Origin of the sequence: Candidatus Mycobacterium methanotrophicum (assembly GCF_023515995.1) — a bacterium.
Taxonomy (GTDB): Bacteria; Actinomycetota; Actinomycetes; order Mycobacteriales; family Mycobacteriaceae; genus Mycobacterium; species Mycobacterium methanotrophicum.
On sequence record NZ_CP097320.1, the window covers coordinates 1,151,144 to 1,174,831 of the forward strand.

Here is a 23,688-nt window from a genome sequence, read left to right on the forward strand (position 1 = left end):
GATGAGTGGACAATCCCCAGCCCAGGCCGCGGGTGGCGGGCATGATCGATCCGGCATATCCGCCCAGCCGGCGTGCGCCGCTGCGGTGGGCGATCGGCGGTGTGGCGCCGTGGCTGGTGCTGGCGGCCGGTCAGGTGGTGTGGATCGGCTTCGATCAGCGGCTGCCCTGGCTGCACCTACTGGTCGCCGCCGTCACCGTGTTAGGGGCGGCGATCTCGCTCGCCGTCGTGCCGTTATGGCGCTACCGGGTGCACCGGTGGGAGATCGGCCCGCAGGCGGTATATACCCGCACGGGTTGGTTGGTCCAGGAACGGCGCATCGCGCCGATATCGCGGGTGCAGACCGTCGACACCTACCGCGGCCCGCTGGACCGGTTGTTCGGTCTGGCCAACGTCACCGTCACCACCGCCTCCTCGGCGGGAGCGGTCCACATCGCCGCGCTCGACCTCGCGGTGGCCGACCACCTCGTCGCCCAATTAACCGACATCGCCGCGCTCGGTGTCGAGGACGCCACGTGATGACCCAGCAGCGGCCCCAAATCGCTTGGCAGCGACTAAGTCCCAGGATGCTGCTGGTGCATCCGGCGCACGAGTTGCTGCGCGAACTGCCGTTGTTGATCGGGGTACTGGTGCTCGGTTCGACCACCGGCAACCAGTCCTGGACGGTGGCGGTGCTCGTGCTTAGCGTAGGAGTGGGCGTCGCGCGTTGGTTCACCACCAGCTACCGCATCGAATCCGACCGCGAGTCTGGCCAGGTGCAGCTGCGGTCCGGCCTGCTGCAGCGCAAGGTTCTGTCGGTGCCGCGCAACCGAATCCGTTCGGTGCAGACCGATGCGCGACTGCTGCACCGGCTGTTGGGGCTGACCGTGCTGCGGTTGAGCACCGGCCAACAAGCCACGGCCGAGCATGGTTTCGAGCTCAACGCGGTCAGGGCCGACCAGGTACCGCGGCTGCGAGCCATCCTGCTGGCCGACTCACCGCAGCCGGGCGATGCGGCGACCGCGGAGCCCGCGGCGTCGAGCACGGTGCTGGCGCGCTGGCAGCCGTCATGGTTGCGGTACGCGCCGTTGAGCCTGTCCGGGCTGCTGATCGTGGTTGCCGCCGCTGGCGTGGTCTATCAGAGCGGAGCCGTTGGGCCGTTGCAGCATTCACGGCTGGTTTCCTCGGGGTTGGCGGCGGCTGCGCGGCTGGGTGTGGTCGCGACCGTCGCGGTGATCGCGGCGGTGGTGCTGATCGCTTCGGTGCTGCTGGCGGTGCTGCGGTCGCTGCTCGTCTACGGAAACCTGGTGCTGACGCGTCGGGCCGACGTCTTGCATCTGCGGCACGGTCTGCTGCGGCTGCGCGAACACACCTACGACATGAGCCGGCTGCGCGGCGGGACGCTGCGGCAGCCGCTGCTGGTGCGAGTCTTCGGCGGCGCCCGGCTGGATGCGGTGATGACCGGCGTGCATGGTGCAGGCGAGTCGTCGGTGCTGCTGCCGCCATGTCCGGCCGCCACCGCGGAAGCGGTGCTGGCGGGGCTGGTCGGCGGTCCCGAAAGCGCCTGGGTCGTCGTCGGGCCGTTGCGTGGTCACGGCGGTCGGGCAGCGTCTCGGCGGTGGACGCGCGCACTGGGGATTCCGGTGCTGATCGGTGTCGCGCTGGCGGCCACTGCGCTGCTCGGGATTTCGGCTGTGCCGCTGTGGTTGTGGACGGCGTGGGTGGCGGTCACGGCGTGGTGTGCGTTGCTGGCTGCCGACAGGGTGGGCGCACTCGGGCACCGGGTCGACAGCCGGTGGCTGGTGATGCGTTCCGGCAGCCTGGACCGCCGACGCGACTGCCTCGCCACGGCGGGCGTCATCGGCTGGACCGTGCGGCAGTCGCCGCTGCAACGCCGGGCCGGAGTGGCCACCCTGGTCGCGGCGACTGCCGCCGGCGTCAAGCGCTACCCGCTGATCGACGTCCCAGAAGACCAGGCGTGGGCCGTGGCGGCGGAAGCATCGCCATGGGTGGCCGACAGCATCTGGGCGATCCGCTAGGCGGTCAATCCGCGCACCGCTTCGATGCGGGTCCTAAGCTGGTCAGAGGTGGCCGCGGCCACCGGCGGGCCGCCGCAGATGCGCCGCAGCTCGTTGTGAATCCAGCCGTGCGGCTTGCCTGTTCGATGGTGTGCCGCCGAGACCAGCGCGTTGAGTTCGCGGCGCAGGTCGCGCAATTGCCCGTGCCGGGTGACCGGTTGGGCCACGGCGGCGCCGTTGCGGGCGCGACGGTCGAGCTGCTGAACTTGGCGGCGCAACAACAGTTCTCGCATCTGGTTGGCGTCCAACAGGCCAGGCAGACCCAAGTAGTCGGCTTCTTCGTCGCTACCCGCGGGCGCCAAAATCTCAGCGGTGCCGAACGACGAGCCATCGAAAATCACCTGGTCGAGTTCCGCGTCGGCGCCCAACGAGATGAACCCGTTCTCCGGTTCGGACGGTTCGGTCTGGCGGCGCTGCGCGGCCTCCAGCCCGTCGGTCTCGCGGTGCGGCTCGCCGAGCACATGATTGCGTTGCGCCTCAAGCTCGCTGGCCAGCTGCAGCAGCGACGGCACCGATGGCAGGAAGATGCTCGCCGTCTCGCCCGGCCGCCGCGAGCGCACGAAGCGGCCGATCGCCTGGGCGAAGTACAGCGGGGTCGACGCGCTGGTGGCATACACCCCCACGGCCAGCCGCGGCACGTCGACACCCTCGCTCACCATCCGTACTGCGACCAGCCAGCGGCTGGTGCCCGTGGAGAACTTTGCGATGCGGTCTGACGAGCTGCTGTCGTCGGAAACGACCACGGTGGGCGCTTCGCCGGTAATCCGTTGCAGCAGAAGGGCATAGGCGCGGGCAGCCTTTTGGTCCGACGCGATGATCATGCCGCCGGCGTCGGGTACTCCGCCGTCGCGGAGTTGCCGCAGCCGGATGTCGGCAGCGGAGACCACCGCAGGCATCCACTCGCCGGCCGGATCGAGCGCGGTACGCCACGCCCGGACGGCGTGCTCGGCGCTGGCCGGCTCGCCGAGCCGCGCGGCGTACTCCCCGCCGGCGCTGTCGCGCCAGCGGGTTTCACCGGAGTAGGCCAGGAACACCACCGGGCGCACGACGCCGTCAGCCAGCGCGTCGGCGTAGCCGTAGGTGTGATCGGCCGCCGAGCGCAGCACGCCGTTGCCGTCGGGCTCGTAGCGAACGAACGGAATCGCGGCATCGTCACTGCGAAACGGTGTGCCGGTCAACGCCAGTCGCCGCGCGGCGTCGCCGAAAGCCTCGCGGATGCTCTCACCCCAGCTCTTGGCGTCCCCGCCGTGATGGATCTCGTCGAAGATCACCAGCGTGCGCCTGCTCTCGGTGCGCACCCGATGCCGGGCGGGATGGCTGGCCACCTGGGCGTAGGTGACGACGATGCCGTGGTACTCCGCCGAGGTGTGCGCGGCGGCGTTGCGGAACTTGGGATCCAGCGCGATGCCGTCGGCGGCGGCCGCCAGCGCCCACTGTGTCTTGAGATGCTCGGTGGGCACCACCACGGTGATCGTGTCGACGCTGCGGTCGGCCAGCAGCTCGGTGGCGATCCGCAGAGCAAACGCCGTCTTACCCGCGCCGGGGGTAGCGACCAGCAAGAAATCACGCGGCTTGGCGGTCAAGTACCGCACCAAGGCTCGCCGCTGCCAGCCCCGCAAAGCCCGGGTGCTGGGCGCTTCACTAGCCCGCACCCGAAGACTCCTAATCTCGTTGAGATAGCGAGGAAATGCAGTCTAGGGCAACGATATCGGAACGCGCACGGTAGGCCTATCCTCAGATCGTGATCGCCCGACTGGCGCACGCTAGACGATGAAGTTGTCGTGGCGGACGAACCACTCTCGGCGTTCGTCGTCAGCCATGTCGGCCAACGCGCTGAAACCCTCGAAGTAGGTCCGCCGCGGCGCACCAGGCCTGTGTGCTCCGCTGGGTGGTAGTGTCGAGGCCGACCGCCGACGAAAACGTCCGCGCGGAAAAGCTTCTGGATGCCCAGGATAAAGCGGCGCAGTTGTTCGGCGAGATCGAGCGCTGCGAAATGATCCGCCCTGGCGTCGGAGAGCGGCAGTTGTCCGACGAGGTCCGCCACCTGGCCACGCAGCTGCTCGGTGTGACGGGCCATTGGCATCGGCGGGTCGTGCGTGCCGGCGAGAACACCCTGCAGCCTTTTCAGGAGCATCCGCCGGATCGGGTTGTCGCCGACGGCGACATCGTGTTCCTGGATCTGGGCCCTATCTTCGAGGAGTGGGAGGCCGACTTCGGCCGCACATTTGTGCTTGGCGACGACCCGGACAAGCTGGCCATCCGAGATGCGTTACCGCGGGTGTGGCGGGCCGGGCGCGAACATTTCGAAAGCCATCCCGCCATCACCGGCGCCGAGTTGTACGGCCACGTCGTCGGGTTGGCCCACGCCGAGGGTTTCGAGTTCGGCAGCCCGATCGCCGGCCACCTGCTCGGGGAGTTTCCACACGAGAAGATCGTTGGCAACGGCGTCGAGTGGTACATCACGCCGGGATCGGACAAGCCAATGCGGCGCAAGGAGGCCCCGGTCCTCAACGAGCTCAAACTGAGCGGTGACGAGGCCACCGGCGCCAACATCGTCCGCGTGGCGCTGGAGGCTCCGCTGAAGCAGATCGCCTTCAACTCCGGGCTGGAGCCCGGCGTGGTCGCCGAGAAGGTGCGCAACTTGCCCGCAGGTCACGGCCTCAACGCGCAGACCGGCGAGTACGAGGACCTGCTGAAGGCCGGCGTTGCCGACCCGGTCAAGGTGACCCGTTGGGCGCTGCAGAACGCGGCGTCCATCGCGGCCCTGTTCCTGACCACCGAGGCCGTCGTCGCCGACAAGCCGGAGAAGGCCGCGGCACCCGCCGGCGACCCGACCGGTGGCATGGCGGTATGGACTTCTAGTCCGACTCGACAACGGAAAGCCGGGTCCCCGGGTGGGGCCGGGCTTTTCCTTTCGCTTTCCGGCTGTTGTACTGAAGAATTGATCGTCGCGGGGACGAAGGGACCGCACAGTGAGAAAATCGGTATGGCGCACAATTTTTGGAGTCATTCCCGGCTGCGCCCTTTGCGTCATCATCGCGCCGACGGCGGCTGCTGCGCCCAACCCGTGCACGGCAAGCGGGGTGGCTGCCACCGCCAGCGGAGTGCTGAATGCGGCAAGCGGATACCTGGATAGCCACCCTGACGCCAACAATGTGCTCACCGCCGCGGTCAGTCAATCGCCGGCGGATGCGCGGTCGTCCGTGCGGGGCTATTTCATCGGCCATCCGGGCGAACTGCTGGACCTGAAAAACATTGCGCAGCCGCTGAGCGATCTACGCGGGCAATGCAACACGTCGGTGTCACCGGACCAGCTGGCTGCGCTTTTTGACGCGCTGTCTGGGTAGCGGCGCCCTGTGGATAACCGCTCGCCGCTTTTGATACCCGCACTGAGAATCTTTTGATACCCGCACTGAGAATATGGCCATGGGCGGGGACGAATGGCCGTTTCTAGGGCGTCAGGCCGTGCGGCGCGGGGAGATTTCGGCATATCAACTGCATCAGCAATACCGACCTATCTATCGCAATGTCTACGTGGCCAAGGATGCGACGTTGACAGCACTTACCCGAGCCCGCGCAGCCTGGCTCTGGTCTGGTGGCAACGCGACCTTGACGGGAGTTTCCGCAGCTGCGGTGTTGGGCACCAAATGGCTCAATGCAGACGATCCAGCAGAGTTGAACCGCCCCGATCGGCACGCTGCACCCGGGATCATCGTTCATTCCTACGATCTGGGCAGTGGAGAAGAGTGCATTGTCAACGGTATTCGGATCACTTCCCCGGAACGCACCGCGTTTGATATTGGCCGGGTTCTGCCGTGGAGCAGTGCTGTTCCAGTCCTCGATGCGCTGGCGAACATCACCAATCTGAAGACCGGTGATGTCGTGACTCTAGCCGATGTCAAACCCGGCGTTCGCAATGTTCGGCGGCTACGGCGGACGCTACCGCTGGTTGACGGCGGCGCGGAATCTGCGCAAGAGCGCCGAGCGCGCGTCAGGGTCAGCGCGGAGATGCTGTCCAGGCCCAGCGTGATTATCGAGCGGGTCCGCCGCAAGCCACGCGCGGCTGGGCGCCCCATCTAGCGCCGAGTGTGCAGGCTCTTTGTGCGATTACGCCGATCCTGCGTGCACAAGTCGCACAGTCGGCGACGAAGGGCGCCTAGCCGGGAATGGGCTGGCGGCCGCGGACCAGCTTGCCGGGCCGGGCGTCGGTGGGCACGCCGTTCTCGGCGATCACCTCACCGGCCACGACCGTCGCCACATAGCCGTCGGCGGTCTGGTCGAGCCGCCGCCCACCGGCCGGCAGGTCATGGCTGATAACCGGCTTATGCAGCCGCAACGCCGCATGGTCGATGACGTTGAGGTCGGCCTTGTACCCCACCGCGATCCGGCCACGGTCACCTAATCCGGCGATGCGGGCCGGCACCGACGTCAGCTCCCGCACGGCCTGCGGTACCGTGAACCGCCCGGACTTCCGGTCGCGCGCCCAGTGCGCCAGGAAGTACGTGGAGTAGCTGGGCGTCGCAGATCATCCCGTAGTGGGCACCGCCGTCGCCGAGACCGAGCACCACGTCGTCGCGACGCAGAAGCTCGCCGACGGTGTTCAGCGAGTCGTTCTCCAGGTTGCTGGCAGCGACCAACAGCATGGCGCGACCGTCGTCGTCGAGCAGCCGGTCGTAGGCCTCTTCCATCGGGTCCACTCCGCGGGCCCGCGCCCGGGCCCCGATGCTGGTCGACGGGTCGGGCTCGTAGTCCGGGTTGTCGCCCAGCGGGAAGGTCCAGTCCCACATCTGGGCCAGGTAGAGGATCGGGTGACCCTGGCCGGGCTTGTCGGCGAGGACGCGGGCCCGGACCTCCGGCTTGCGCATCTCGGCGACCCGCTCGGCCAGCGGCAGGTGAGCGATCCCGCGGTAGCTGGGGTAGAGCACGAATGGGTTGGCGGTCAACTGCAGCCCGATGATGAGGCCGATCGGGCGCGGCAGCAGTTGCGCGGTAAAGCGGACGGCCCCCGAATTTTTATTGGCCTTCTCGATCATCGTGATGGCGTCGGGCCAGGTCGGCTCGCCGGCGTTGGCGACGACGAGCGTAAAGGTCACCGGCAGCCCCACGTCCTCGGCGACGTCGAACACCGTCTGCAGCACCGGCTGATAACCGCCGGCCGGAATGTCGGGCACGAATTGCAGCAGACCGCCGCCGCCGTCGACCACGCCTCTGGCGATCTGTTCGATCTCCTCGCGGGCGGCGTCGTAGCTCGGAATGGGCGAGCCGCTTTCGGTCTTGTGAATGGTCAGCCGCGACGACGCGAAGCCCACCGCCCCGACTTCTATCGCCTCTTTTGCCAGCGCGCGCATCTTGGCGAGGTCTTCGGGAGTGGCCGGCTCACGGTCGGCGCCGCGCTGCCCCATCACGTAGACCCGCAGCGGCGAGTGTGGGAGGTAGGCGGCCACATCAATATCGCGCTTGCCCGCTTCCAGCGCGTCGAGGTATTCGGGGAAGGTTTCCCACGTCCATGGCAGACCGTCGGTCATCACGACACCGGGAATGTCCTCTACCCCGGCCATCACGTCGACCAGCACGTCGTGGTCTTCCCGGCGGCAGGGCGCAAACCCGACGCCACAGTTGCCCATCACCACAGTGGTCACCCCGTGCGCCGACGACGGAGTCAGGCGCTCCGACCAGATGGACTGGCCGTCGTAGTGGGTGTGCAGGTCGACGAAGCCGGGGGTGACCAGCAGCCCAGTGGCGTCGATCTTGCGCTTCGCGTCGGCGCCGTTGACGTGACCGACGGCCGCTATGACGCCGTCGCGCACCGCGACGTCACCGATGTGCGGCTCACCCCCCAGGCCGTCGACGATAGTGCCGTTGCGGATGATGAGGTCGTAGGTCACCTAAATAATCTACGATCATGTCGGTGGCTCATGCCAGGATCGAAATATGCCCAATGCCGACGCAGCCACCCGGGAATTGCTACGCGACGCGTTCACTCGGTTGATCGAACACGTCGACGAAATCGCCGACGGCCTCACTGACGAACAGGCTAACTACCGGCCGAGCCCCAATGCCAACAGCATCGCCTGGCTGATTTGGCACAGCGCTCGGGTGCAGGATATTCAGCTCGCCCCGATCGCCGGTATCGACCAGGTGTGGACCGCCGAAGGCTGGGTGGACCGCTTCGGGCTGGACCTGCCACGAAACGACACCGGCTACGGGCACAGCCCCGAAGACGTGGCCAAGGTGCAGGCATCGGCCGATCTGCTGGCCGGTTACTACCACGCCGTGCACAGGGTGACGCTGCACTTCGTCGCCGGCGTCACCGCAGAGGACTTGGCGCGCATCGTGGACCGCAGCTGGGATCCGCCGGTGATCGCCAGCGCCCGGCTGGTCAGCACCATCGACGACTGCGCCCAGCACCTCGGCCAGGCGGCCTACGTCCTAGGCATCGCGCCCCGAAGAACTTGACGGGTGTCGATAGCATGGGCGCCGTGACGGCCCTCACACCCGTCACGCCCGACTTCTCGGGTACCGGCACCATCTTGAACCCGGCCACCGGCGTCGCCGCCGGCGAAGTGCAGTGGACCGATCCGGCCGACGTGCCGGCCATCGCGGGCCCCGAGGTGTTCGCACTGGCTCAGGGCGCCCGCGAAGTCTCCGAAGCCGTCATCGACAACGTCGATGTCGTGCAGTTCACCGGATCCACCGCCACCGGGCGCAAAGTGATGGAGCGCGCCGCCCGCCGGTTGACGCCGGTCAGCCTGGAGTCGGGCGGCAAAGACCCGATGATCGTCCTCGACGACGCCGACGTCGAGTTGGCCGCGCACGCCGCGGTGTGGGGCGCGATGTTCAACGCCGGGCAGACCTGTGTATCGGTCGGGCGGGTCTACGTGCTGGAGCCGGTGCACGACCAGTTCGTCAAGGCCGTGGTGCGCGACGTGCAGGCGTTGGAGGTCGGCGCCGGCGACGGGCACAGCCTTGGCGGGCTGATCGACGAGCAGCAGCTGGCCGTGACCGAGCGTCACGTCCGCGAGGCAGTGGCGGCGGGCGCCCGGGTGTTGACCGGCGGCAAGCGCGCCGACAAGCCGGGCAGTTTCTTCGAGCCGACGGTGCTCGCCGACGTGGACCACTCGATGACGTGTATGACCGCCGCCGGACTTCGCGCAAGCCAGTCGGCAGCTGAACGAGTGGCTGTTCAGCCGCGCCGGCGCGCAGTCCGATCAGTGGGTCGTTGACGTGGCGCCGATGCTCGACGACCCTGTGCTCGACCGGCTGCTGATCGGTCGCCACGTACAGGTGCCCGCCGCGGTAGCCGTTCCATTGCCAGTGGCGACACCAAAAGCATCGCAGCCGAGCAGATTACGGCTAGTTTCTACCTGGGGCCTGTGGGTGAGCATCGTCGCGACGGTACTGACCGGGGCGGGTGAGCTGCTGATACTGACCCGTCGCCGGCGATCGCGGCCGATCGCTGGCGGCCTTGGGTGTCTCCGGGTTGCTGGTCGGCGGCGCCGGATGGGCGGCCATCGAACTCGCCCGCCGTCGCATCAACGATGCGCTGAGTCACGCAGGCGGCAACATTCGCCGAATCGCCGACGTCATGGTCGGCGAAGCCGAAAGCAGCATGCATCACTGGCTCGACCTGACAATGGCCGCCGGCGAAGCGCTGGTGGTGCTCGGCGTATTGACCGCGCTTCTGGGCAGCCTGCCGGCATCGTGAAAATGCGCCTACGGCTGTGATCTGACGAAAATCACAGCCATAGACGCAATCTCGCGGAAGCGGTGCAAGCGCTAGGGCGTGATCACGTGCGACGGGTCCTGTTCGGCCAGGCCACCGGCGGCTCCGATTTCATCGGGGATGGCCAAGACGATCGTGTAGAACTGGTCGGGGCGGTTCAACGTGATGGTGGCGACCGGCCCAGCGTGCCGGCGCTGATCCCAGCGTTCAAGCCGCGCCTGCAACTCGAGCAGGCCGACCCCAGCGACCGGAGCGGCGATGAAAAAGACACACACCACCGTGAGTGGAGTCATCTGGACCTCCTAGCGGGCTCTCCCGACCCTAGCCTTCTCCGCACGCCTTTCTTAGGTCTGTTTAAGGTACGCTTAGCTAGTCATCAGGAAAGCCAATCCGCCCGATTTTGCCCCGCAGCTGCCGAAAAAGTTATTTTCGCGCCCGCCTGCGGCGGACGTGGTGCGAGCAGCTGGCCAGCCGCGCATCACGTACTCAGCATCCGCCACAGAAACGAGAAAATCAGCGCCGACTTGAATGCGGTCTGCGCGTTGTCGGCGGCGCCGGCGTGGCCGCCCTCGATGTTTTCGTAGTACCAGACCCGATGGCCCGCGGCTTGCAGCGCCGCCGTCATCTTGCGGGCGTGACCCGGATGCACCCGGTCATCACGGGCCGAGGTGGTAATCAGCACCGGCGGATAATCAACGTCAGCCGAAATATGTTGGTACGGCGAGTATTCGGCGATAAACTTCCAATCGTCCGGATCGTCGGGGTTGCCGTACTCGGCAACCCACGACGCACCCGCCAGCAGTAGATGGAAGCGGCGCATGTCCAGCAACGGGACCTGACAGACCAGTGCGCCGAACAGCTGCGGGTACTGGGTCAACATGATGCCCATCAGCAGGCCTCCGTTACTACCACCCTGCGCGCCGAGCTGCTGCACACTTGCGATTTCACGGTCCACCAAATCTGTTGCCACCGAGGCGAAGTCCTCGGCGACCAGGTGACGCCCCGCGCGCACCGCCTGGGTGTGCCAGCCGGGGCCGTACTCGCCGCCGCCGCGGATATTGGCCAGCACGTACGTGCCGCCGCGGGCGAGCCACAGCCGGCCCAGCACACCGTCGTAGCCGGGCGTGCGCGACACCTCGAACCCGCCGTAGCCGCTCAGCAGCGTGGCGCCAGTCGCGGCCCGCGGGCGCACCACGAAATACGGGATCGCGGTGCCATCCTTTGACGTAGCGAAATACTGTGCGACGGTGATGCCTTCGGCGTCAAAGAACGCCGGTGCGGATTTGATCTGTTTCAGCTCTCCGTCGACGGACCCGTGCAGTAGCCGCGACGGCGTCGTGAATCCGCTGCAGTCCAAGAAGATTTCGTCGCCGGTGTCGTCGGTTGCGGCGATGACGGTGTTGGTGTTGGCCGGCGCATCGGTCACCGGTCGACGCGCCCAGGTGCCAGGTGCGACGATCTCGACCCGGCTGACCACGTCGGCCAGCGTGACGACGACGAGCCGCTCGCGCGTCCACGAGTAGTGCAGCAGGCTGGTGTGCGCGTCAGGCTCGAACGCCACGTGCAACTGCGCTGTGCCGGCAAGGAATTCGTCATAGTCTGCGGCCAGAAGCGAGCCCGCGGTATAGCTGGCGGTGCCGGTGATCCAGTCGGTGCGCAGCTCGATCAGCAGCCATTGCCGGTGCACTGATATCGATGCGTCGGTCGGCGCATCGATGCGGATCAGTTTCTCACCGCGCAGTTCGTACACCTGGTCGTTGAAGAAGTCGACAGCTCGTCGCAGCATGGTCCGCTCGAAGCCCGGCGTGCGGTCGACTCCCGCGGCCACGACGACGTCGCTGGGCGAGCCTTCGAACACCGTCTGGGCATCCTCCAGCGGTTGCTCGCGACGCCACCGCTTGATGATGCGCGGGTAGCCGGATTCGGTCAGCGAGCCGGCGCCGAAGTCGGTGCCGATCAGCAGAGTGTCCGGGTCGACCCAGCTGAATCCGGACTTAGCCTCGGCAAGCGCGAACCCGCCGTCGACGAATTCTCTTGTGGCCATGTCGAATTCACGCATGATCGCTGCGTCCGACCCGCCACGGGACAGGCTGATCAGGGCCCGTGTGTGATCGGGTTCGATGACGTTGGCGCCCGCCCACACCCAGTTCTCGGCGTCAGCGCGAGCCAGTTCGTCGACGTCGATCAGCACATCCCACTCCGGCGAATCGGTGCGGTAGTCCTCCAGTGTGGTCCGCCGCCACAGCCCGCGCGGGTTGGCGGCGTCGCGCCAGAAGTTGTACAGAAAATCGCCGCGACGGCGCACGTAGGGAATGCGGGCATCAGTGTCGAGCACCTCGAGTGCTTGCGCGCGCATCCGTTCGAACTCCGCGCCGGAAAACTCGGCCACCGTCGGCTCGTTGCGCGCGCGCACCCAGTCCAGCGCGTCCTCGCCGAGGATGTCCTCCAGCCACAGATACGGGTCGTCACCAGACATGGGGCCATTGTGACCGCGGCGGTACTGTGACTTGTATAACACCGTCAAACGAGGAGGTGACCCGATGACCGTCTACGCACGTCCGGGTTCCGCTGCGGCGCTGATGAGCTACGAATCGCGGTACGGCAACTTCATCGGGGGCGAGTGGGTGCCGCCGGCCCGGGGCCGGTATTTCGAGAACCCGACGCCCATCACCGGCCACACGTTCTGCGAAGTGCCGCGTTCTGACGAGGCCGACGTCGACCAGGCCCTCGACGCCGCGCACGCCGCCGCGCCGGCGTGGGGTAAGACCGCGCCCGCCGAGCGCGCGGCGATCCTGAACAAGATCGCCGACCGCATCGACGCCAACCGCGAGTCGCTGGCGCTGGCCGAAGCCTGGGACAACGGCAAGCCGATCCGGGAGGCGCTCGCCGCCGACATCCCGTTGGCCGCAGACCATTTCCGGTACTTCGCCGCGGCGATCCGCGCCCAAGAAGGCACGCTGAGCCAGATCGACGAGGACACCGTCGCCTATCACTTCCACGAGCCGCTGGGCGTGGTGGGGCAGATCATTCCGTGGAACTTCCCGATCCTGATGGCCACCTGGAAGCTGGCGCCGGCAGTGGCCGCCGGCAATGCCGCGGTGCTCAAGCCGGCCGAGCAGACCCCGGCGTCGGTGCTGTATCTGATGTCGCTGATCGGCGACCTGCTACCACCCGGGGTGGTCAACGTGGTCAACGGGTTCGGCGCCGAGGCCGGCAAGCCGCTGGCGTCGAGCAACCGGATCGCCAAGATCGCGTTCACCGGCGAGACCACCACCGGGCGACTGATCATGCAGTACGCCAGCCAGAACCTGATCCCGGTCACCCTGGAGCTCGGCGGCAAGAGCCCCAACATCTTCTTCGCCGACGTGATGGCCAAGGGCGACGACTTCTGCGACAAGGCGCTGGAAGGGTTCACCATGTTCGCCCTCAACCAGGGCGAGGTGTGCACGTGTCCGTCGCGCAGCCTGGTCCAGGCCGACATTTACGACGAGTTTCTGGAACTGGCCGCCATCCGCACCAAGGCGGTTCGGCAGGGCGACCCGCTGGACACCGAGACGATGATCGGTTCGCAGGCCTCCAACGACCAGCTGGAAAAGGTGTTGTCCTACATCGAAATCGGCAAGGACGAGGGTGCGGTGATCATCACCGGCGGAGAGCGCGCCGAGTTGGGTGGCGACCTCTCCGGCGGCTACTACGTGCAGCCCACCATCTTCGCTGGCAACAACAAGATGCGGATTTTCCAGGAGGAGATTTTCGGCCCGGTGGTGTCGGTGGCGTCGTTCACCGACTACGACGACGCGATCTCAATCGCCAACGACACCCTCTACGGTCTGGGTGCGGGGGTGTGGAGCCGCGACGGCAACACCGCCTACCGCGCGGGCCGCGACATCCAGGCCGGCCGGGTCTGGGTCAACTGCTATCACGTCTATCCGGCGCATGCGGCGTTCGGCGGCTACAAGCAATCCGGTATCGGCCGGGAGAACCACAAGATGATGCTCGACCACTATCAGCAGACCAAGAACCTGATGGTGTCCTACTCCAACAAGGCCCAAGGATTCTTCTGATGACGCCCCGGGTGGTGATCACCGCCGCCGCCGCCACGCTGCTCGATGAGCTGGCTGGCCGGCACGGTCCGGTGATGTTCCACCAGTCCGGCGGCTGCTGCGACGGGTCGTCGCCGATGTGCTATCCGGACGGGGATTTCATCGTGGGCGACCGCGACGTGCTGCTGGGCGTATTGGATGTCGGCCCGGGGGTGCCGGTGTGGATCTCCGGGCCCCAATTCCAGGCCTGGAAGCACACCCAGCTTGTCATCGACGTGGTGCCCGGCCGCGGCGGCGGCTTCAGCCTGGAAGCACCCGAGGGGATGCGGTTTTTGTCCCGTGGGCGCGCGTTTACCGAGGCGGAAAACGCGGAGCTGGTAGCCATCCCGGTGATCACCGGCGCCGACTACGCCGACGGTGAGCGCCCACCGGCGCGTGCACCGGTGGTGGCTGCCGCCGCCGATGCTTGCCAAGCACCTGCGGGGCGCGCCGGGCAGGTAAAGCCGTAGCGGGTGGGCGCGGCGTTATCGTCAAAGCGTGATACCGCTGCCGCGAACCTGGCTGCTGACTAGCGCAATGCTGGTTGGTATCGCCGTCGGGGTGCTGGCCGGTACGGCGGCCACCGTGCTGGTTTCGGCCCGCGTCCGTCCTGATGTCGTGATCGCGCTGGTGGTCGGCGTGCCCAGCGCGATCGGTCTGCTGGTGATCCTGGCCTCTCGGCGCCGATGGCTGACGGCGCTGGGTGTGTTCATCCTGGCGCTGGCGCCAGGATGGTTCGGTGTGCTCACGGTGATCGAGGTGACCACTCCTGCCTGACGAGGACCTGATGGACACTGACGCATTCCCGAAGACCGAGCCCTACGTGCCGACCTTCGACACCGGCGTGCACCACAAAGCCGAACCCGAACCGTCGGCCACGCGACGCCGATGGTGGCGTCGGCGGTCGGATCCGTCGGATTCGGAAATCGCCGAGGAGCCGCCAGGCGGCCGCGACCCGGCGGAAGCGGCCCCGAAGGCCCAGGCGCCGACGTCCGGGCCGTTGCACGCGCCGGTGCCGCCGACCGCCGTGCCCGGCCGCTACCACTACCTGCGGTGGTGGCAGTTCGTTTTGGTGGTCGCCGCGGTCTGGGTTCCCGCGGGCGCGATCGGTGCGGGCCTGTTCTATTGGTGGATCCACGACCGCTCCGCGCACAAGACCCCGGTTGTTTTCGTGGTTTTGGTCTACGTCGTCGTGTGCGTGCTCGCGGGTTTGATGCTGGCGATGGTGCCCGACCGCGCACTGCTGTCAGCGTTGGGCATTGCGATGCTGTCGGCGGTGTTCGCCTCGGTCATCGCCGCGGCCCCGTTGTACGGCGCGTTCTATTGCGACCACATTCAGGGGCAGTGCCTGCTGGGGCTCATCCCGTACTAGCCTGGGTCGGTAAGACTTCCGGTGGTGTTGGTGGCGTGTAGTGCTGGGTCGGGTTTTGATTCTGCGCTGAGGGCGGCGACACGCCGCCCGCTGCTGCGTCGACTGGACCGATCGCCGGTTCCACCTGGCCGGAGCGCTGCCCGCGGCGATCACCAGCGAGTTCCTCGCCCGACGACGGCTGACCCGCGGGCCTGGCCGCGGCCTGTGCGTCGCCGCCGACTACGACGACCACCTCGAAGGCTGGCTGGCCAGCTGACGCGGGCCGGCGGCCACTAGGGTAGTGGCCGTGACCCACTATGACGTTGTCGTCCTCGGCGCCGGACCCGGCGGATACGTGGCCGCCATCCGCGCCGCACAGCTGGGGCTGAACACCGCCGTCGTCGAACCCAAATACTGGGGCGGAGTCTGTCTCAACGTCGGCTGCATCCCGTCGAAGGCGTTGCTGCGCAATGCTGAACTCGTGCACATCTTCGCCAAGGAAGCCAAGACCTTCGGCATCAACGGCGAGGCGACATTCGACTACGGCGTCGCGTACGACCGAAGCCGCAAGGTGGCCGAGGGCCGGGTCGCCGGTGTGCATTTCCTGATGAAGAAGAACAAGATCACCGAGATCCACGGATACGGCAGGTTCACCGACGCTCACACGCTGGCGGTCGAACTCAACGACGGTGGCGCCGAAACGGTCACCTTCGACAACGCGATCATCGCGACCGGCAGCAGCGCCCGGCTCGTTCCCGGCACGTCGCTGTCGGCGAATGTCGTCACCTACGAAGAGCAAATCCTTTCTCGCGAACTCCCGGAATCGATCGTGATCGCCGGCGCGGGCGCCATCGGCATGGAATTCGGCTATGTGCTGAAGAACTACGGGGTCGAGGTGACTATCGTCGAATTCCTGCCGCGCGCGTTGCCCAACGAAGACGCCGAGGTGTCCAAGGAGGCTGAGAAGCAGTTCAAAAAGCTCGGCGTGAAAATCCTCACCGGCACATGCGTCGAATCGATCGCCGACGACGGGTCCGTCGTCACCGTGACCGTCAGTAACAATGGCAAGCCGGAAGAACTCAAGACACAAAAAGTGTTGCAGGCCATCGGCTTTGCGCCCAACGTCGAGGGCTACGGGTTGGACAACGCGGGGGTGGCCCTGACTGACCGCAAAGCGATCGGGATCACCGACTACATGCAGACCAACGTCAACCACATCTACGCCATCGGCGACGTGACCGGGCTGCTGCAGCTGGCCCACGTCGCCGAGGCTCAGGGCGTGGTGGCCGCCGAAACCATTGCGGGCGCAGAGACTTTGGCTCTCGGTGACTACCGCATGTTGCCGCGCGCGACGTTCTTCCAGCCGCAGGTGGCAAGCTTCGGACTGACCGAGGAGCAGGCCCGCGACGAGGGCTATGACGTCGCGGTCGCCAAGTTCCCGTTCACCGCCAACGGCAAAGCGCACGGCCTCGGTGACCCCAGCGGTTTCGTCAAACTCATCGCCGATTCCCGACACGGCGAGCTGCTGGGCGGACATCTGATCGGCCACGACGTCTCCGAGTTGCTGCCCGAGCTGACGCTCGCGCAGAAGTGGGACCTGACGGCAAACGAGTTGGCGCGCAACGTTCACACCCACCCGACGATGTCAGAGGCGCTGCAAGAGTGCTTCCACGGTCTAACCGGGCACATGATCAACTTCTGAGGCCGATGCGTACCGAGTCGATTTGGGCTGCCATCGGCGGAGTGCTCGCCGGCTATCTGCTGTGGCTGGTGGCGTATTCGGTCGGCGACGCCATCAGTACGGTGAGCATCTGGAGTCTGGCCCTGCTAGTCGTATCACCCGCGTTCGCATTGTGGGCGCTATTACGTGGACGGCAGGTTCGGCGGCGGCGAAACTATCCGCTGGCGTCGTTTGTTTTCGCGTTGCCGGTTCTTCCGGTGCTGCTGTCGTTGTTGGTGCTGGCCGACATCTACCTGTGACGGACCGCTACCGCGGGTGGTCCAGCGGAATCTTCAGCGCCGACATGGTGGCGGCCAGACCGTCGTATTGCCCTGCCAGCATGCAGAATTCGATGAGCTGACGCCGATCCAGGTGCGCGGACAGCCGTTGCCAGGTTTCGTCGCCGATCGAGCGGTTGTGAATGTACTCATCGGTCGCCGACAGCAGCGCTTGTTGACGCTCCGACAGCCGATCCGAGGCGGCAGGCCAGGCGAAGATGCTCTTCTGGGTCTGGTCGTTGAGCCCGCGACGGCGCCCCAGCCGACGGTGCTGCTGCAGCTCGTATTCGGAGGACCGCAGATGCGCGACACGCAAGATCACCAACTCGGTGTCGATCGCGGGCAGCCGACCCCGCAGCAGTGCGCCGGAATAGGGCATCATCGCCAGGAACAGTCGCTTGTGTTGACCCAGCGTGCCGAATAGGTGCATCTGCGGCGCGCCGACCGTACGGGCGGCGAACTTTCCCAGGATCCAGTTGATCAGCCCGAGGTCTCGAATCCTGCCCGACGACGGGATGCGGCCCACCTCACCGGCGGTCATGCCTGCTTCACCAGGTAGGGCGAGACCGTGCTGCGGTGCTCGTCGAGGTCGAGTGCGCGGCCCAGAGCGGGGAATGCCCGTTGTGGGCAGTTGTCGCGCTCGCAGACCCGGCAGCCCGCGCCGATCGGTGTGGCGACATTCCCGGACAAGTCGAGTCCTTCCGAGTAGACGAGCCGGTGGGCGTGCCGGAGTTCGCAGCCCAGCCCGATCGCGAAGGTTTTACCGGGCTGACCATACCGTGATGCCCGCCGCTCGACGGTGCGGGCCACCCACATGTAATTACGGCCGTCGGGCATCTGGGCGATCTGCACCAAAATCTTGCCCGGATTGGCGAAGGTTTCATAAACGTTCCACAGCGGGCAGGTTCCTGCGCTGGAGGAGAAGTGAAAGCCGGTGGCCGACTGGCGTTTGGACATGTTCCCGGCCCGGTCGACCCGGATGAACGAGAACGGGACGCCCCGCATCGACGGCCGCTGCAGGGTGGACAGCCGGTGTCCGATGGTCTCGTAGCTCACCGAGTAGAACGCCGAGAGCCGCTCGATGTCGTAACGGAAGTTCTCCGCGACATCGTGAAATTGCCGGTAGGGCAGCACCGCGGCCGCGGCGAAGTAGTTCGCCAGCCCGAGCCGGGCCAGGGTGCGGGACTCGTCGCTGGTGAACTTGCCTTCGGTGACCATGGCATCGATGAGGTCGCCGAACTCCAGAAACGCCAGCTCGGCGGCCAGCTTGAACACCTGCTGGCCCGACGAGAGGTGATTGCTGATCTCCAGCGTCTTGGACGCCGGGTCGTAGCGGTGCAGCACGGTGTCACCCAGGTCGATGCGCTTGGTGATGTGCACGCCGTGCACCTCTGTCAGCCGGCGGGACAACTCGCCGGCCAGATCGCCATGGTGCATCCGCAACCGGGTGGCCAGCTCTTCGGCTGCGGTGTCCAGCTCGTGGAGGTAGTTCTGGCGCTGATAGAAGTAGTCGCGGACCTCTTCGTGCGGCATGGTGATCGAGCCGCTGCCGCTGCCGTCGGAGAACCGCTCCTCGGTGGCGGCGGCCAGCTGGGCGGTGGTGATCCGGTAGCGCCGGTGCAGGTTGACCATGGCCCGCGCAAAACCGGGGTATCCGTTGACGATCTCGGCGACCTCGGACAGGTCGACGTCGATGCCGAGATCGCGGTCCATGGTCACTTCGCGCAATTCGGCGACCAGCCGGGTGTCGTCCTGCGAGGCGAAGAAAGTGGCGTCGACGCCGAAGACTTCGGTGATCCGCAGCAGCACTGCCACCGTCAGGGGCCGCACGTCGTGCTCGATCTGATTGAGATAGCTCGGCGAGATCTCCAGCATCTGCGCCAGCGCGGCCTGGCTGAAGCCACGCTCGTTGCGCAGCTGCCGAACCCGTGAGCCGACGAAGGTCTTCGACATCCGCCTAGCTTATCTTCAGTTGCGAAGACCTGGTTTGCAGAGTTGGCAATGTCCGAGGAATTGGCGATGCGGCAAGGTGGTTTGGCATCATTCTTGCTTGGGGGAGCCTACGCTGGGCCACCTAGCAGTTCGGGATTACGTCGCGTTGGGCGAGTTTGGAAGTGAAGCCGTGAGCCTGGACAAAGTGATGATGCCGGTGCCCGACGGCCATCCCGACGTGTTCGACCGGGAGTGGCCGCTGCGCGTCGGCGACATCGACCGCCAGGGTCGCCTGCGTTTCGATGCGGCCGCCCGCCATATCCAGGACATCGGTCAGGATCAATTGCGTGAGATGGGGTTCGAGGAAACTCATCCGCTCTGGGTCGTCCGCCGAACCATGGTCGACCTGATCCGTCCAGTCGAGTTCGCCGACATGCTGCGGATGCGCCGGTGGTGCTCAGGAACGTCGAACCGGTGGTGCGAAATGCGGGTCCGTATAGATGGGAAGCGCGGTCGCGGCCTCATGGAGTCCGAGGCGTTTTGGATCAACATCAACCGCGATACCCAGATGCCGGCACGCATCGCCGACGACTTTCTCGATGGGCTGCGGGCCACCACGGATATCGACCGGCTGCGCTGGAAGGCCTATCTCAGCGCCGGCAGTCGTGAAGATGCTACGGAGATTCACGAGTTCCCGGTTCGGGTCACCGACATCGACCTGTTCGACCACATGAACAACTCCGTGTACTGGAGTGTGGTCGAGGACTACCTGGCGTCCTGCCCGGAGCTGCTCGCGGCGCCGTTGCGGGTGGCCGTCGAGCACGACGCTCCTGTCGCGCTGGGCGACAAGCTGGAGATCATCACGCACGTTCACCCCGCCGGATCGACCGATCGATTCGGCGCTGACCTGGCTGATCGCACTGTTACAACGCTCACATATGCCGTCGGCGACGAGACCAAAGCGGTTGCGTCGATCTTCCAGCTCTAGCCGTAGGCTTGTCCTGCAAACCCGTGCCCTGATCTGCGCGTTTATGTTACTTGCGGGTAGCAACTGTGCCGGTCCGGTTCCGACCAGTCTTCGCAAACTTTGCAAAAATACGCAAAGCCCTAGCCAAAATTGGCAACTGAAACGGGTGGACCTGCGAAGCTAACCTGTGCCATCGTCGACTTAGCAGATCAGCAAAGATGGTTCAGCGCCTTAACAAGCCTGGAAATCCAGGAGCTGATGATCAGTAACCTTTCGACACCTTTTCGACACCTTTTCGATACCTTTTCGACACCTTTTCGATACCTTTGAGGAGCACGCAATGTCGAGCGTTGGCATGCCGAAGACCGCAGAACAGATCCAGCACGACTGGGACAGCAACCCGCGCTGGAAGGACGTCACCCGTACTTACAAGGCTGCCGACGTCGTCGCCCTGCAGGGCAGCGTGGTCGAGGAGCACACCCTGGCCCGCCGCGGCGCAGAGGTGCTGTGGAACCAGCTGCACGACCTGGAGTTCGTCAACGCGCTCGGCGCCCTGACTGGCAACATGGCCGTGCAGCAGGTCCGCGCCGGCCTGAAGGCCATCTACCTGTCGGGCTGGCAGGTCGCCGGTGATGCGAACCTGTCCGGCCACACCTATCCCGACCAGAGCCTGTATCCGGCCAACTCGGTGCCGCAGGTGGTGCGCCGCATCAACAACGCGCTGCTGCGCGCCGACGAGGTCGCCAAGGTCGAGGGCGACACCTCCGTCGAGAACTGGCTCGCCCCGATCGTCGCCGACGGTGAGGCCGGTTTCGGTGGCGCGCTGAACGTCTACGAACTGCAGAAGGCGATGATCGGCGCGGGTGCCGCCGGTACGCACTGGGAAGACCAGCTGGCTTCGGAGAAGAAGTGTGGTCATCTCGGTGGCAAGGTGCTGATCCCGACTCAGCAGCACATCCGCACGCTGACCTCCGCCCGCCTGGCCGCCGACGTTGCCGGCGTGCCGACCGTCGTCATCGCCCGCACCGACGCCGAGGCGGCCACGCTGATCACCTCCGACGTCGACGAGCGCGACCGGCCGTTCATCACCGGTGAGCGCACCGCCGAGGGCTTCTACCGGGTGCGCAACGGCCTGGCATCGTGCATCGCCCGGGCGAAGGCATACGCGCCGTACGCCGACCTTATCTGGATGGAGACCAGCACACCGGACCTCGAGCTGGCGCGCAAGTTCGCCGAGGGCGTCAAGAGCGAGTTCGGTGACCAGTTGCTGGCCTACAACTGCTCACCGTCGTTCAACTGGCGCCAGCACCTCGACGACTCGACCATCGCACGGTTCCAAAAAGAGCTTGCCGCGATGGGATTCAAGTTCCAGTTCATTACGCTGGCCGGCTTCCACGCGCTGAACTACTCGATGTTCGACCTGGCATACGGCTACGCCCGCAACCAGATGAGCGCTTACGTCGAGCTGCAGGAGCGCGAGTTCGCCGCCGAGGAGCGCGGCTACACCGCGACCAAGCACCAGCGCGAGGTCGGTGCGGGTTACTTCGACCGCATCGCGACCACGGTAGACCCGACCTCGTCGACGATCGCTCTCGCCGGCTCGACCGAAGAGGGTCAGTTCCACTGAGCGGGCTGTCCGCCGAGCAGACGCAGAATCGCATCGCCAAGGCGGCGATAATGCGAGTTTGTGTCTGCTCGCGCACCTGTCGTAAGGAGAAACGTGTCGATCGAACGAGTCGGAGTTATCGGGGCCGGCCAAATGGGCGCCGGCATCGCCGAAGTGTCAGCCCGTGCCGGGGTTGACGTGCTCATCTACGAGCCGACCGAGGCCTTGACCACGGCCGGACGCAATCGGATCGTCAAATCGGTCGGGCGCGGGGTCAGCGCAGGCAAGGTCACCGAGCGCGAGCGCGACGCCGCCGTCGCCAAGCTGAAATTCACCACTGACCTTTCCGAGCTGGCCGATCGACAGCTGGTGATCGAGGCCGTGGTCGAGGACGAGGATGTCAAAACCGCCATCTTCGCCGAACTGGATCGCGTGATCACCGACCCGGACGCCGTCTTGGCGTCCAACACGTCGAGCATCCCGATCATGAAGGTGGCTGCCGCCACCGCCAATCCGGGCCGGGTGCTGGGTTTGCATTTCTTCAACCCTGTGCCGGTGTTGCCGCTGGTGGAGTTGGTCAGCACGCTGGTCACCGACGAGGCCGCCGCCGCCCGCGCCGAGGAATTTGCCAGCGCGGTGCTCAAGAAGCAGGTTGTGCGGTGCTCGGACCGGTCGGGCTTCGTGGTTAATGCGCTGCTGGTGCCCTACCTGCTTTCGGCGATCCGGATGGTCGAGGCCGGTTTTGCCACCGTCGAAGATGTCGACAAGGCGGTTGTCGCCGGGCTGTCGCATCCGATGGGGCCGCTGCGGTTATCCGATCTGGTCGGCCTGGACACCTTGAATCTGATAGCAGACAAGATGTTCCAAGAGTTCAAAGACCCGCAATACGGCGCACCACCCCTGTTGCTGCGGATGGTGGAGGCAGGTTTGCTCGGCAAGAAATCGGGTGAAGGCTTCTACACGTACTAGATGGGACTACTCGCGGCGACTCTCCCGCTCCGAGTTGCGGTGAGGAACACACCTTTGCGGCTGCGTGTCTTTTGCGGCTGCGGTAAAGTGCTGTCCACCGGAACGGGACGGAGTTTGATAGGCCAGGTGTGAAATGACGACAACGTTGAGGCCGTTCTACGAAGAGTCGCAGGCGATCTACGACCTTTCCGACGAGTTCTTCTCATTGTTTCTCGATCCCAGCATGACTTACACCTGCGCGTACTTCGAGCGCGACGACATGACCCTCGAAGAGGCGCAAAACGCCAAGTGGGACTTGGCACTGAGCAAGTTGAACCTGGAGCCGGGAATGACGCTGCTCGACGTCGGCTGCGGCTGGGGCGGGGCATTGGTCCGGGCAGTGGAGCGCTACGACGTCAACGTCATCGGCATCACGCTCAGCCGCAACCAGGCCAGCTACAGCCAGGCCAAGCTGGCCAGCCTCCGCACCGAGCGCACTGCGGAGGCGCGGCTGCAAGGCTGGGAAGAGTTCGACGAAAAAGTCGACCGGATCGTCACCGTCGAGGCTTTCGACGCGTTCAAGAAGGAACGCTATCCGGCATTCTTCGAACGCGCCCACAAGATCATGCCCGATGACGGTCGAATGCTCCTGCACAGCATTTACACCCATCCCTTGACCTATTGGCATGAGCACGGGGTCAAGGTGACGATGAGCGACCTGAGATTCGTGCGGTTCATCCAGAATGAAATCTTCCCAGGCGGCCAACTGCCGTCGAAAGAGGACATCCTCGGGTTTTCCGAGGCCGCCGGCTTCGCATGCGAGCAGGTTGACATGCTGCGTCCGCACTATGCACGGACCCTGGACCTCTGGGCGGACAATCTGGCTGCCAATCGCGAACGCGCGATAGCGGTGCAGTCCGAGGAACTTTACGAGCGCTACATGCGCTATCTGAGGGGCTGCGCGGATTTCTTCCGCCGCGGAATTACCGAGGTCGCCCAGTTCACGCTGACGAAGTAGCGCCCGC

20 protein-coding genes and 6 pseudogenes are annotated in these 23,688 nt (G+C 65.9%); 19 read left to right on the forward strand and 7 right to left on the reverse strand.

Annotated features, from left to right (window positions below):
* The first annotated feature begins 41 nt into the window (after nt 1-41).
* Together M5I08_RS06220 and M5I08_RS06225 are read left to right on the forward strand one after the other, a co-directional pair.
* The gene (locus tag M5I08_RS06220; RefSeq protein ID WP_219065649.1) at nt 42-518 is read left to right on the forward strand and encodes a PH domain-containing protein; all 477 of its coding nucleotides are present in this window, start codon (nt 42-44) and stop codon (nt 516-518) included.
* Nucleotides 518-2,017: a PH domain-containing protein gene (locus tag M5I08_RS06225; RefSeq protein WP_219065650.1), complete on the forward strand. Its 1,500-nt coding sequence runs from the start codon at nt 518-520 to the stop codon at nt 2,015-2,017. Before M5I08_RS06220 ends, M5I08_RS06225 begins: the two co-directional genes overlap by 1 nt.
* Here the strand turns inward: M5I08_RS06225 and M5I08_RS06230 are convergent.
* Together M5I08_RS06230 and M5I08_RS06235 are read right to left on the reverse strand one after the other, a co-directional pair.
* The gene (locus M5I08_RS06230) at nt 2,014-3,708 is read right to left on the reverse strand and encodes a DEAD/DEAH box helicase (protein ID WP_219065651.1); all 1,695 of its coding nucleotides are present in this window, start codon (nt 3,706-3,708) and stop codon (nt 2,014-2,016) included. The two genes, M5I08_RS06225 and M5I08_RS06230, sit on opposite strands and share 4 nt — an antisense overlap.
* Nucleotides 3,709-3,819: 111 nt before the next feature.
* Nucleotides 3,820-3,951, reverse strand: a pseudogene (locus M5I08_RS06235) (cupin domain-containing protein); the annotation flags it as partial.
* Here M5I08_RS06235 and M5I08_RS06240 point away from each other — a divergent pair.
* From M5I08_RS06240 to M5I08_RS06255, 4 genes and pseudogenes are all read left to right on the forward strand, one after another.
* A pseudogene (locus M5I08_RS06240) lies at nt 3,951-4,553 on the forward strand (M24 family metallopeptidase); the annotation flags it as partial. The pseudogenes M5I08_RS06235 and M5I08_RS06240 overlap by 1 nt on opposite strands.
* Nucleotides 4,554-4,901 (forward strand): annotated as a pseudogene (locus M5I08_RS06245) (TCP-1/cpn60 chaperonin family protein); the annotation flags it as partial.
* Nucleotides 4,902-5,160: 259 nt separating this feature from the next.
* A complete protein-coding gene (locus M5I08_RS06250) occupies nt 5,161-5,403 on the forward strand; it encodes a hemophore-related protein (RefSeq protein ID WP_249763305.1) in 243 nt (80 codons plus the stop codon).
* Nucleotides 5,404-5,482: 79 nt separating this feature from the next.
* Nucleotides 5,483-6,136, forward strand: a complete 654-nt coding sequence (locus M5I08_RS06255; RefSeq protein WP_219065652.1) for a hypothetical protein — start codon at nt 5,483-5,485, stop codon at nt 6,134-6,136.
* Nucleotides 6,137-6,212: 76 nt separating this feature from the next.
* Here M5I08_RS06255 and M5I08_RS06260 read toward each other — a convergent pair.
* Nucleotides 6,213-7,941 (reverse strand): annotated as a pseudogene (locus M5I08_RS06260) (N-acyl-D-amino-acid deacylase family protein).
* Nucleotides 7,942-7,987: 46 nt separating this feature from the next.
* On the opposite strand from M5I08_RS06260, the gene M5I08_RS06265 reads away from it, so the two are divergent.
* The 3 genes and pseudogenes from M5I08_RS06265 (at nt 7,988) to M5I08_RS06275 (ending at nt 9,761) form a co-directional block, all read left to right on the forward strand.
* Nucleotides 7,988-8,512: a mycothiol transferase gene (locus M5I08_RS06265; protein WP_219065653.1), complete on the forward strand. Its 525-nt coding sequence runs from the start codon at nt 7,988-7,990 to the stop codon at nt 8,510-8,512.
* Nucleotides 8,455-9,192, forward strand: a pseudogene (locus M5I08_RS06270) (aldehyde dehydrogenase family protein); the annotation flags it as partial. The gene M5I08_RS06265 and the pseudogene M5I08_RS06270, both read left to right, overlap by 58 nt.
* Nucleotides 9,193-9,521: 329 nt before the next feature.
* Nucleotides 9,522-9,761 (forward strand): hypothetical protein, encoded by a 240-nt coding sequence (locus M5I08_RS06275; RefSeq protein ID WP_219065654.1) that lies wholly within the window; start codon nt 9,522-9,524, stop codon nt 9,759-9,761.
* Between the two features lie 95 nt (nt 9,762-9,856).
* On the opposite strand, the pseudogene M5I08_RS06280 reads toward M5I08_RS06275, so the two are convergent.
* Both M5I08_RS06280 and M5I08_RS06285 read right to left on the reverse strand, forming a co-directional pair.
* A pseudogene (locus M5I08_RS06280) lies at nt 9,857-9,946 on the reverse strand (crotonase/enoyl-CoA hydratase family protein); the annotation flags it as partial.
* 311 nt (nt 9,947-10,257) lie between these two features.
* Nucleotides 10,258-12,255 carry a prolyl oligopeptidase family serine peptidase gene (locus M5I08_RS06285; protein ID WP_219065655.1) on the reverse strand — a complete coding sequence of 666 codons (1,998 nt, stop codon included), beginning with the start codon at nt 12,253-12,255 and terminating at the stop codon, nt 10,258-10,260.
* Nucleotides 12,256-12,319: 64 nt separating this feature from the next.
* Between M5I08_RS06285 and exaC the strand changes: the two genes are divergently transcribed.
* The 6 genes from exaC to M5I08_RS06315 all read left to right on the forward strand — a co-directional run bounded on the left by exaC (nt 12,320) and on the right by M5I08_RS06315 (nt 17,192).
* The gene (exaC, locus tag M5I08_RS06290) at nt 12,320-13,843 is read left to right on the forward strand and encodes an acetaldehyde dehydrogenase ExaC (protein ID WP_219065656.1); all 1,524 of its coding nucleotides are present in this window, start codon (nt 12,320-12,322) and stop codon (nt 13,841-13,843) included.
* A complete protein-coding gene (locus M5I08_RS06295; RefSeq protein WP_219065657.1) occupies nt 13,843-14,331 on the forward strand; it encodes a DUF779 domain-containing protein in 489 nt (162 codons plus the stop codon). Before exaC ends, M5I08_RS06295 begins: the two co-directional genes overlap by 1 nt.
* A gap of 28 nt (nt 14,332-14,359) precedes the next feature.
* Complete coding sequence (locus M5I08_RS06300; protein WP_219065658.1) at nt 14,360-14,638, forward strand: putative holin; 279 nt, start codon at nt 14,360-14,362, stop codon at nt 14,636-14,638.
* A 10-nt stretch (nt 14,639-14,648) separates the two neighbouring features.
* Complete coding sequence (locus tag M5I08_RS06305; protein ID WP_249763156.1) at nt 14,649-15,233, forward strand: hypothetical protein; 585 nt, start codon at nt 14,649-14,651, stop codon at nt 15,231-15,233.
* Nucleotides 15,234-15,519: 286 nt separating this feature from the next.
* Nucleotides 15,520-16,914 (forward strand): dihydrolipoyl dehydrogenase, encoded by a 1,395-nt coding sequence (gene lpdA, locus M5I08_RS06310; protein ID WP_219065659.1) that lies wholly within the window; start codon nt 15,520-15,522, stop codon nt 16,912-16,914.
* Between the two features lie 5 nt (nt 16,915-16,919).
* Complete coding sequence (locus tag M5I08_RS06315; RefSeq protein WP_219065660.1) at nt 16,920-17,192, forward strand: hypothetical protein; 273 nt, start codon at nt 16,920-16,922, stop codon at nt 17,190-17,192.
* A gap of 7 nt (nt 17,193-17,199) precedes the next feature.
* On the opposite strand, the gene M5I08_RS06320 is transcribed toward M5I08_RS06315, so the two are convergent.
* Together M5I08_RS06320 and ramB are read right to left on the reverse strand one after the other, a co-directional pair.
* Nucleotides 17,200-17,751 (reverse strand): carboxymuconolactone decarboxylase family protein, encoded by a 552-nt coding sequence (locus M5I08_RS06320; RefSeq protein ID WP_219065661.1) that lies wholly within the window; start codon nt 17,749-17,751, stop codon nt 17,200-17,202.
* Nucleotides 17,748-19,163 carry an acetate metabolism transcriptional regulator RamB gene (ramB, locus tag M5I08_RS06325; RefSeq protein WP_219065662.1) on the reverse strand — a complete coding sequence of 472 codons (1,416 nt, stop codon included), beginning with the start codon at nt 19,161-19,163 and terminating at the stop codon, nt 17,748-17,750. The genes M5I08_RS06320 and ramB overlap by 4 nt, the downstream gene beginning before the upstream one ends.
* A 169-nt stretch (nt 19,164-19,332) precedes the next feature.
* On the opposite strand from ramB, the gene M5I08_RS06330 reads away from it, so the two are divergent.
* The 4 genes from M5I08_RS06330 to M5I08_RS06345 all read left to right on the forward strand — a co-directional run bounded on the left by M5I08_RS06330 (nt 19,333) and on the right by M5I08_RS06345 (nt 23,681).
* Nucleotides 19,333-20,130: an acyl-[acyl-carrier-protein] thioesterase gene (locus M5I08_RS06330; protein WP_219065663.1), complete on the forward strand. Its 798-nt coding sequence runs from the start codon at nt 19,333-19,335 to the stop codon at nt 20,128-20,130.
* Between the two features lie 319 nt (nt 20,131-20,449).
* Nucleotides 20,450-21,736: an isocitrate lyase gene (gene aceA / locus M5I08_RS06335; RefSeq protein ID WP_219065664.1), complete on the forward strand. Its 1,287-nt coding sequence runs from the start codon at nt 20,450-20,452 to the stop codon at nt 21,734-21,736.
* A gap of 132 nt (nt 21,737-21,868) precedes the next feature.
* On the forward strand, nt 21,869-22,684 hold the full coding sequence (locus tag M5I08_RS06340) for a 3-hydroxybutyryl-CoA dehydrogenase (protein WP_249763306.1): 816 nt from the start codon (nt 21,869-21,871) through the stop codon (nt 22,682-22,684).
* A 133-nt stretch (nt 22,685-22,817) separates the two neighbouring features.
* On the forward strand, nt 22,818-23,681 hold the full coding sequence (locus M5I08_RS06345; RefSeq protein ID WP_219065666.1) for a cyclopropane mycolic acid synthase family methyltransferase: 864 nt from the start codon (nt 22,818-22,820) through the stop codon (nt 23,679-23,681).
* The last annotated feature ends 7 nt before the right edge of the window (nt 23,682-23,688 follow it).

Coding starts and splice junctions, on each gene's coding strand:
- M5I08_RS06220 (WP_219065649.1), top strand. CDS start 42: ATGATCGATCCGGCATATCCGCCCAGCCGGCGTGCGCCGCTGCGGTGG.
- M5I08_RS06225 (WP_219065650.1), top strand. CDS start 518: ATGACCCAGCAGCGGCCCCAAATCGCTTGGCAGCGACTAAGTCCCAGG.
- M5I08_RS06255 (WP_219065652.1), top strand. CDS start 5,483: ATGGGCGGGGACGAATGGCCGTTTCTAGGGCGTCAGGCCGTGCGGCGC.
- M5I08_RS06265 (WP_219065653.1), top strand. CDS start 7,988: ATGCCCAATGCCGACGCAGCCACCCGGGAATTGCTACGCGACGCGTTC.
- M5I08_RS06285 (WP_219065655.1), bottom strand. CDS start 12,255: ATGTCTGGTGACGACCCGTATCTGTGGCTGGAGGACATCCTCGGCGAG.
- exaC (WP_219065656.1), top strand. CDS start 12,320: ATGACCGTCTACGCACGTCCGGGTTCCGCTGCGGCGCTGATGAGCTAC.
- M5I08_RS06295 (WP_219065657.1), top strand. CDS start 13,843: ATGACGCCCCGGGTGGTGATCACCGCCGCCGCCGCCACGCTGCTCGAT.
- M5I08_RS06305 (WP_249763156.1), top strand. CDS start 14,649: ATGGACACTGACGCATTCCCGAAGACCGAGCCCTACGTGCCGACCTTC.
- M5I08_RS06315 (WP_219065660.1), top strand. CDS start 16,920: ATGCGTACCGAGTCGATTTGGGCTGCCATCGGCGGAGTGCTCGCCGGC.
- M5I08_RS06320 (WP_219065661.1), bottom strand. CDS start 17,751: ATGACCGCCGGTGAGGTGGGCCGCATCCCGTCGTCGGGCAGGATTCGA.
- ramB (WP_219065662.1), bottom strand. CDS start 19,163: ATGTCGAAGACCTTCGTCGGCTCACGGGTTCGGCAGCTGCGCAACGAG.
- aceA (WP_219065664.1), top strand. CDS start 20,450: ATGTCGAGCGTTGGCATGCCGAAGACCGCAGAACAGATCCAGCACGAC.
- M5I08_RS06340 (WP_249763306.1), top strand. CDS start 21,869: ATGGGCGCCGGCATCGCCGAAGTGTCAGCCCGTGCCGGGGTTGACGTG.
- M5I08_RS06345 (WP_219065666.1), top strand. CDS start 22,818: ATGACGACAACGTTGAGGCCGTTCTACGAAGAGTCGCAGGCGATCTAC.